Origin of the sequence: Pseudofrankia coriaricola (genome assembly GCF_032027725.1) — a bacterium.
In the GTDB taxonomy this organism is placed as follows: Bacteria; Actinomycetota; Actinomycetes; order Frankiales; family Frankiaceae; genus Pseudofrankia.
The window spans coordinates 1-7,399 of record NZ_JASNFO010000170.1; the positions used below are offsets into that span (position 1 = coordinate 1).

Annotated in this window: 7 protein-coding genes and 2 pseudogenes; 4 read left to right on the plus strand and 5 right to left on the minus strand. The window is 67.3% G+C overall.

The features are described from left to right. Positions 1-156: 156 nt before the first annotated feature. Positions 157-679 (plus strand): annotated as a pseudogene (locus QOZ89_RS46460) (integrase core domain-containing protein); the annotation flags it as partial. Between the two features lie 246 nt (positions 680-925). On the opposite strand, the gene QOZ89_RS46465 reads toward QOZ89_RS46460, so the two are convergent. After that, positions 926-1,114: a sensor histidine kinase gene (locus QOZ89_RS46465; RefSeq protein ID WP_071050152.1), complete on the minus strand. Its 189-nt coding sequence runs from the start codon at positions 1,112-1,114 to the stop codon at positions 926-928. Between the two features lie 158 nt (positions 1,115-1,272). On the opposite strand from QOZ89_RS46465, the gene QOZ89_RS46470 reads away from it, so the two are divergent. Continuing rightward, complete coding sequence (locus QOZ89_RS46470) at positions 1,273-1,656, plus strand: hypothetical protein (RefSeq protein ID WP_071050153.1); 384 nt, start codon at positions 1,273-1,275, stop codon at positions 1,654-1,656. 562 nt (positions 1,657-2,218) lie between these two features. Here QOZ89_RS46470 and QOZ89_RS48580 read toward each other — a convergent pair. Next, a complete protein-coding gene (locus tag QOZ89_RS48580) occupies positions 2,219-2,533 on the minus strand; it encodes an FDXHR family putative zinc-binding protein (RefSeq protein WP_491677158.1) in 315 nt (104 codons plus the stop codon). Between the two features lie 832 nt (positions 2,534-3,365). On the opposite strand from QOZ89_RS48580, the pseudogene QOZ89_RS48155 reads away from it, so the two are divergent. Beyond that, positions 3,366-3,764, plus strand: a pseudogene (locus QOZ89_RS48155) (P-loop domain-containing protein); the annotation flags it as partial. Between the two features lie 350 nt (positions 3,765-4,114). On the opposite strand, the gene QOZ89_RS46475 reads toward QOZ89_RS48155, so the two are convergent. From QOZ89_RS46475 to QOZ89_RS46485, 3 genes are read right to left on the minus strand one after another with little or no spacing between them, the layout of a single operon-like run. Beyond that, complete coding sequence (locus QOZ89_RS46475; protein ID WP_312630343.1) at positions 4,115-5,212, minus strand: integrase core domain-containing protein; 1,098 nt, start codon at positions 5,210-5,212, stop codon at positions 4,115-4,117. 59 nt (positions 5,213-5,271) lie between these two features. Beyond that, the gene (locus QOZ89_RS46480; protein ID WP_312630344.1) at positions 5,272-5,550 is read right to left on the minus strand and encodes a hypothetical protein; all 279 of its coding nucleotides are present in this window, start codon (positions 5,548-5,550) and stop codon (positions 5,272-5,274) included. 6 nt (positions 5,551-5,556) lie between these two features. Beyond that, positions 5,557-6,411, minus strand: a complete 855-nt coding sequence (locus tag QOZ89_RS46485) for an SDR family oxidoreductase (RefSeq protein ID WP_312630345.1) — start codon at positions 6,409-6,411, stop codon at positions 5,557-5,559. 148 nt (positions 6,412-6,559) lie between these two features. Between QOZ89_RS46485 and QOZ89_RS46490 the strand changes: the two genes are divergently transcribed. Further along, positions 6,560-7,399 (plus strand): helix-turn-helix domain-containing protein (locus tag QOZ89_RS46490; RefSeq protein WP_312630346.1); only part of this gene is annotated, 840 nt, incomplete at its 3' end.

A 7,399-nucleotide genomic window follows, 5' to 3' on the forward strand; every position in this document is an offset into this window, starting at 1 on the left:
ACCCACGGCATAACCACTGGAGAGCCCGTTGCGGTTAACGCCGCCCGGCGGGTTCGGCGGGGGGCCGACGGAAAAGGACCCAACCAGGGCACCTCGCCGGCGGCCTACCCGACTCTGAGGGGGGCCAGGCGCAGCAATGCGCCTGGCCTACCCGACGACTGCGCCCTGACGCTGCGCCGGCTCTACGGCTTCTTCGTGCTGGAGATCGGCTCGCGCTACCTCCACATCCTTGGAGTGACCGCGCACCCGAACGGGCCCTGAACCACCCAGCAGATCCGCAACGTGCTCATGGACCTCGGAGACCAGGCCGCCGACTTCCGGTTCCTGGTCCGCGACCGCGCCGGCCAGTTCACCACCGCGTTTGACGCGGTCCTCACCGACGCCGGCTTCACCGCGGTCAAGATCCCACCGCAGGCCCTCCGAGCGAACGCCTACGCGGAACGGTTCGTCCGCACCGTCCGAGCCGAGGTCACCGACCGCATGCTGATCTTCGGCGAACGGCACCTGCGGGCCGTCCTGGCCGAGTATGCACGGCACTACAACGAACGACGCCCCCCACCGCGCACTGAAGCTCCGACCGCCTCGCCCCGATCATCCGGTCGCCGACGTCACGGCCGAAAGGATCAAACGACAACCCGTCCTCGGCGGCCTGATCAACGAGTACGAACCAGCCGCGTAAAACCGCAGCTCAACCGCGATGGCCGAGTTCTGGAACCCAACAGGGTCGTCGGGCGGACAGCCGACGGCCACGAGACCACGCCAAGACGACGCAGTCGGGCCACGCGGCACCGCTCCGTCCGCAGCCAAAATCCCAGGTCAGCAGCCGCGACCAGATATCGGGCACCCGCAGCGACGATGTCGTGGCCGGCCTCGCCGGGCAGGGCGGCCAGCCCGTGCCGGAACGGAGTCGAGTCGTCGGCGAGGATCAGCCGCATGGCAGCTCCGCGATGAGTTCGGTGCCCGGGCGGCCGCGCACCGTGAACGTCCCGCCGACCGACGCCACCCGGTCGCCCAGCCCGCGCAGCCCGCGGCCGGCGGCGTCGGCGCCCCCGGGACCGTCGTCTGCGACCCGGACGACGACCCGCCCGTCCCCCTCGCTGATCTCGACCCGCACGCCGACGACCAGCGGGTCACTGCGATCATGGAGAAACGGTTCGAACCTCTGTCGGAGAACCGACCTCGCTGATCGGGTTGGGTGACCCGCCCGCTAATGTCCGGGTTTCGGCGGGGTAACGACGCCTCGTCGCATCGATCGAGACAAGGACCTCAGCGATGGCATTACGGGACAAGCTTGCCGAACGGGCCAAGCCCTACCTCCAGCCCGACGAGGAGGTAAGGCACGTGTTCATGGCCCAGACCGGCCCCACGCCGTACCTGTTCATCGTCACCTATCTCATCCTGTTCGCGATCCACTACCGGATCGTGGTGGTGACCGACAAGAGCATCACGGTGCTCAAGGCGGGCAAGCTCGTCCCGTCGAAGCCGAAGGGCGACACGGTCCTGGCCCGCATCCCGCGCGAGACGCGGCTCGGCCCGGTGAAGGGACTATGGGGGGTTACGGAGGCGACGGGCGAGAAGCTGCGGGTGCACAAGCGCTTTCACAAGGACATCGAGGCCGCGGATGCGGAGATCGCCGGCCTGTCGACGAGCGCCTGACGGGACCGCGCCCCGGCGCGCCAACGGGCGCCGGTACGCACGGCGATGGCCCGGTGGCCTCGGGGATCTCCCGGCCACCGGCCGTCGCCGCCGGACTGATGATCTTGTCAAGGGTGCTGTGGGTGCCCGTAATCCGACCGTAGGCCGTGACCTGGCGTTCGGAGTCTCCCAGGCCAACCCGGACGTCTGGGCAGGTGACCTGGACGCCATCACCGTGGGTCACAAACCCGTTACTCTCACGTCCACGTCACTGTCCCTTCGACGGTGAAGGAGGCCTCGCCGCTGAGGCCCTCACTGTCCTAGAGCCGCCGGGCCTACCTCGCGTGTACCGTCCGCACCCAGACCATTTCGTTCGGCCTGTCCCGCCGGCTCCGGCGTGACGTGGCCCGGATTGGGGGATCCTGGGCAAGGGCCCGATCGAACGGCGCGCCGCAGGCGCCGCAGAGGATGGGCCTGCTCGTGCTGGTTCGGGTGACCCAAAGCCGTCCGGGCGGGTCGAACGCGCAGGCGATCGAGATCCTCACGCCGGCGCGGCCCGGGCCGCGGGGCTGCGCATGCAGCGCTACATCTCGTCGCCGAAGAGATCAGACTGCACACCTGACACAGGCCGATGTGGCTTGCGGCGAGGGACCTCTGCCTGCAGCCACCAATAATGCTCGGCGAACCTGAGTCCGACCGACTCGGGCTCGCAGCAACCGTCGACATGTGCGGCCTCGTAGCTCTCGACGGTGCCGAAGGTCCGATGACAGCACGGACAGTGCGCCGCGAAGATCGAAAACCACTGCTGCCCGCAGATACAGGAGCCGACCATCGAGCGGTAGTAGTCCGCGGGCCTCGTCACTGTGCCCCCACCGGAGGTTCGTCCTGCACCCAGCATCGACGACGCTCAGCAAGCCGCAGCGAGACCGTCCCCTCGCGAAACCCTTCCCAGAACCCGCGGCAGACAGCCTCGTCGACATCCTTCCCGTACAGCGTCGAGCGGCAGATCAGCGCCGAATGATCACGAAGGTTCGCATCCACAAGGTCTTGGAGACCGCCTCGCTCCAGACCCATGCGGTTGCCTGGATGGAACACACACGTGGCGCAGTGGCACGACAGGACATGGACCTCGCCGCCTCGGTAGGCGTCGCCCCGCCGCACTGTCACGGGTTCGAGGGTACGACAGTCGTTCGACGCCCCCGCCAGTTGATCAACCAGCCTGCTTGTCCGGTGCGGGGTAGCGGATCTGGGGACCGATGCCGCAAAGCTCGGGTGACCTTGGAACGAGTACCGGTCGAGGTGCTGGTGACGGCGATGCCGTAGGACACGGTGGGCGCTCACTCTGGCGACCATTCGTTTGCAGGCCGCCTACCTGCCGGTTCACGCCGTCGCTGGCTGAACGACGAGTTCAGGCTTGGTGACGGCTGGCGGTCCGCCCGGCGGTATAGTTGCTAGGTTTGCGGGGCCGGTCTCGGACCACGTGGGGAACGCGTGCGGGGGTGTTGGTGGCAGAGCCGATTAGACTCCGCCAGACCGGCTCGGCGACCGCGCGCGAAGGCGGTATCGCGAACACCGGTTACATTGCCGGCGACGTGTTTTTAGGGCAACGGCCGGTCCGTTCGAGATATCTTGCACAGGTTCGACAGATCGCACCAAAGCAGCTGGTGGGTCGAGATCAGGAACTGACGGACATAACAAGTTTCTGCACAAGCCGTGAGTCGCTCGGATACATGTGGTGGCGTGGTCCCGCCTGGGCCGGAAAATCAGCGCTACTAGCTTGGTTTGTCATGCACCCACCTGAAAACGTCCGGATAGTGTCGTTCTTCGTCACGGCCAGGCTGGCGAGCCAGGATGATCGGGTAGCCTTCGTCGATGTTCTCCTCGAGCAGTTGGTCGAATTGTTAGGGCCTCCGTCGATGCCCCTACATCTGACCGACGCGACGCGCGAGGTTCACGTCCTAGGCCTCTTGGGAGAGGCTGCAGAAGCCTGTCAGGAGCGTGGCGAACGCCTGGTCCTAGTCGTCGATGGACTAGACGAGGACCGCGGGGTTACGGGGCCTCTAGCGTATAGCATCGCGGGCCTTCTACCTGTTGTTCCTCCGGCCGGGTTGCAGATCCTGGTCTCTAGCCGACCGAGCCCGCCTATCCCTGCGGACGTTCCGCACCATCATCCATTGAGAAAGCCTGGAGTGACCCGCGATCTTTCGGTCTCGCCGGCTGCTGAGGTCGCACGCTCCGATATGGAGCGGGAGCTCAACCGGATGCTTGAGGGTCGCTCCGAAGAGAAGGATCTGCTCGGATTCCTTGCGGTCGCGGGCGGTGGTCTGACTGGCGTCGACTTGGCCGAACTGGCCGCGCAGGATGAGCGGGTCATCGACCGATATCTGCGTACTGCGATAGGGCGCAGCTTTGCTTCTAGAGCAAGTATCTGGAATCCTGATTCCGGTGTTGTACCTGCCGAAAAGTACGTCTGGGCAGGTCAGGTGGCGTGTTCGTACTTGTGGAGGATGCCGCCGGGGCGGTCGCGTCGGCGGATGTCGAGGTGGGTGAGCCGGTCCGGGTCGGTGATTGGTTCGGGCAGCGGTCGGAGCGGTCTGGCGTTGGCGATGCCCTGGTGAGGGCGGTGCGCGTTGTAGAACTCCTCGTATGCATGCAGGGCGCGCAGGAGATGTCGCTGGTTGTAGATCAAGGTTCGGTCGAGGAGTTCCTGGCGGCAGGTGCGTACCCACCGCTCCATGATTGCGTTCATGCGTGGGACTCGGACGCCGGTGCGCACGACCGTGGTCCCAGCGTCGGCGAGGATCGCGTCGAACAGGGCCGGGTATTTGCCGTCTCGGTCGCGGATGAGGTAGCGGGCGGTGGAGCCGGCGTCGTGGAGGTCCATGGCGAGGTTGCGGGCGGCCTGGGTGACCCACGCGGCGGTGGGGTGCGCGGTGGCGCCGAGGATCCGGATACGGCGGGTGGCGTGTTCGATCACGGCGAGGATGTACAGGCGTGTCCCGGTCAGGGTCACGGTCTCGAGGAAGTCGGCGGCGAGCAGGGCGTGGGCCTGGGAGCGCGGGAAGTCGGCCCAGCTGGTCGCGGTCCGCTCGGGTGCCGGGTCGATGCCTGCCTGGCGCAGGATCTCCCAGACCGTTGACGGGGCGACCCTGATGCCGAGGGTCAGCAGTTCGCCGTGGATCCGCCGGTAGCCCCAGCTGCTGTTCTCCCGGGCCAGGCATAGCACCAGGGCTTGAATCGAGGCCGCGGTGCGGGGCCGGCCGCGCCGCCTGGGACGGGAGGCGGCGGCGTGGTGGCGGGCGATCAGGGTGCGGTGCCAGCGCAGCACCGTCTCCGGATGCACCAGGAGCCGCAGGCCGCGCAAGGTGGGCCGCGGCAGCGTGTGCAGGAGCGCGGCGAGCAGGGCGCGATCGGCGGACTGGAACTGGATCCGGTGGCCGCCGAGCTGGCGGTGCAGCACGGCGATCTGGTGGCGCAGCGTGAGGAGCTCGACGTCCTTGTCGCGGTCGCTGCGGGGAAGCAGGCGTAGCAGCGCGAACGCGTTCGTGACACCGAGGTAGGTGAGTCGGACCAGCACGAAGAGGCATCCTCGCGCGGTCATGGCCCGGACGGGCACGGGCCGGCCGCGAGGAAGGCTCACGACCGGCCGGCACGGCCGCGACCGCCCTGAGCAGGGCGGATGGCATTTTCGGCAGGTACAGCGTCATGAGCGACACCGACGTGCTCGCGCAGCAGCTGGGGTGTCTGCCAGATCTCCGTCGCGACCAGGACACCCGGCTGGTCGGCGGGGAAACTCAGCGCGAAACGCTCACACCCGTGGAAAGTCTGACAGAACTGTTCTACAGCGGGCACGATGGAACGCATCCGGTCATCGGATTCGGCAGGGTAGGCCATCTCGCTCAGCACAATGATCATCGCCGGCTACCTCGGGCCGTCCAGCGTGGTGGCGAAGTCGGTCGAAGCCGCGAGGTCCTTCTGCGGCTCGATGTCGGCCAGGCGCTGGGTGAGCGCGTTGACAATGATCTGGTAGGAGTCGCTGCCCAACACGATCCGCCTGGGTGCCGGAGTCGTGTCCACGCTGCCGATGATGATCGTCGCCATCTTGGCCGGGTCCCCCGGAGATAGATGGGTTTGATCGGCGAGCATGCCGCGGACGAACGCGGCTGGTGTGCCGGCGTAGGCGTCCAGCGCCGGGGCGAGCTGGGCACTGCCGTGTCGGAAGCCGGTGCGGGCGCCGCCCGGCTCGATGATGGTGACGCCGATGTTGAAGGGGGCCAGCTCGGCCATCAGTGCCTCGCTGAAACCCTCGATGCCCCACTTGCTGGCGTGATACATCGACCCGCCGGGAAGGGCGGCCTGCCCGCCGAACGTGGAGATCTGGATGATACGGGCGTGCTGCTGCGCGCGAAGGTGCGGCAGTGCGCTGCGCACGACCTGGATTGAGCCCAGCAGGTTGGTGCCGATCTCGTGGACGACCTGCTCGTCAGTGAACTCCTCGGCCGCCCCAAACAGGCCATAGCCCGCGTTGTTGATGACGACGTCGATCGTGCCGAAGGCGCTGAATGCCGCGTCGACGACCGTGCGAATCTCGGAGGTGTCCGTGACGTCCAGGTGGGCGGACCAGAAACGGTCGCCGTACTTGTCCGTGAGGTCGCGCACCGAGCCGAGGTTGCGGACCGTTCCGGCTACCCGGTCGCCACACTCGAGTAGCTGTTCGGTCATCTCGCGGCCGAATCCGCTGTTGACGCCCGTGATGAACCATGCGCGCTGTGCCATGAGTTGTCTCCCTGTCGAATGGAGGCGGTTCGCCTTCTCATCCGGCAGCATCGGCCTGGTTCAGCGGGGGTAGCCATACTCCCGTCGAGGGGTGCCCCGCTGGGGGCAGGCTAGGACGTGCGCGCGGGCCTACCGTCGTGGTGTGAGCGTGAACAGCATCGGTGAGTACCTGCGGGCCCGCCGGGAACTGGTCCGACCGGACGAGGTCGGCATCCCCGACAGCGGGCGGCGCCGCGTTGCCGGCCTCCGCCGTGACGAGCTCGCTCTGCTGGCCGGCATCAGCACCGAGTACTACACCCGACTGGAACAGGGCAGCGATCACCACCCGTCCGCGCAGGTCCTCGACGCGATCGCCCGCGCGCTGCGCCTGGACACCGACGCCACCGCCCACCTGCACGAGCTGGCCACCCCGACCACCGCCCGTCGGCGACGGGCCCGCCGATCCGAACAAGTCAGTCCCAGCGTGCGACAACTGCTCAACTCCTGGCCCGCCAACCCCGCCTTCGTCCAGGGCCGCTTCCTGGACGTGTTGGCGGCGAACCCGCTGATGACGGCTCTATCGCCGATGTACACACCCGGCCACAACATCCTCCGCGCGGCATTCCTCGACTCCGCGGTGAGCGACCTCTTCTGCGACCCCGAAATCAGGCTGGAGAACGTGGTCTCCGCCCTGCGGGCCTCGGTCGGCCCCGACGTCGATGACCCGCAGCTCACCGACCTCATCGGCGAGCTCTCCCTCAAGAGCGCTGACTTTCGTCGACTGTGGGCACGTCACGACGTCAAACCCCACGTCGGCACCGGTGTCCACCGAATGCAACACCCTCAGGTCGGTGAGCTGGAACTGCACTACGACAAGTTCCACCTCGCCGGCGCCGACCGCCAGATGCTGACGGTCTATCAAGCTGAACCGGGTAGCCGCTCCGCCGAAGCACTGACACTGTTGGCCACGATCGCAGCCGATCAGCAACACCGCCCCGTCGGACGCGCC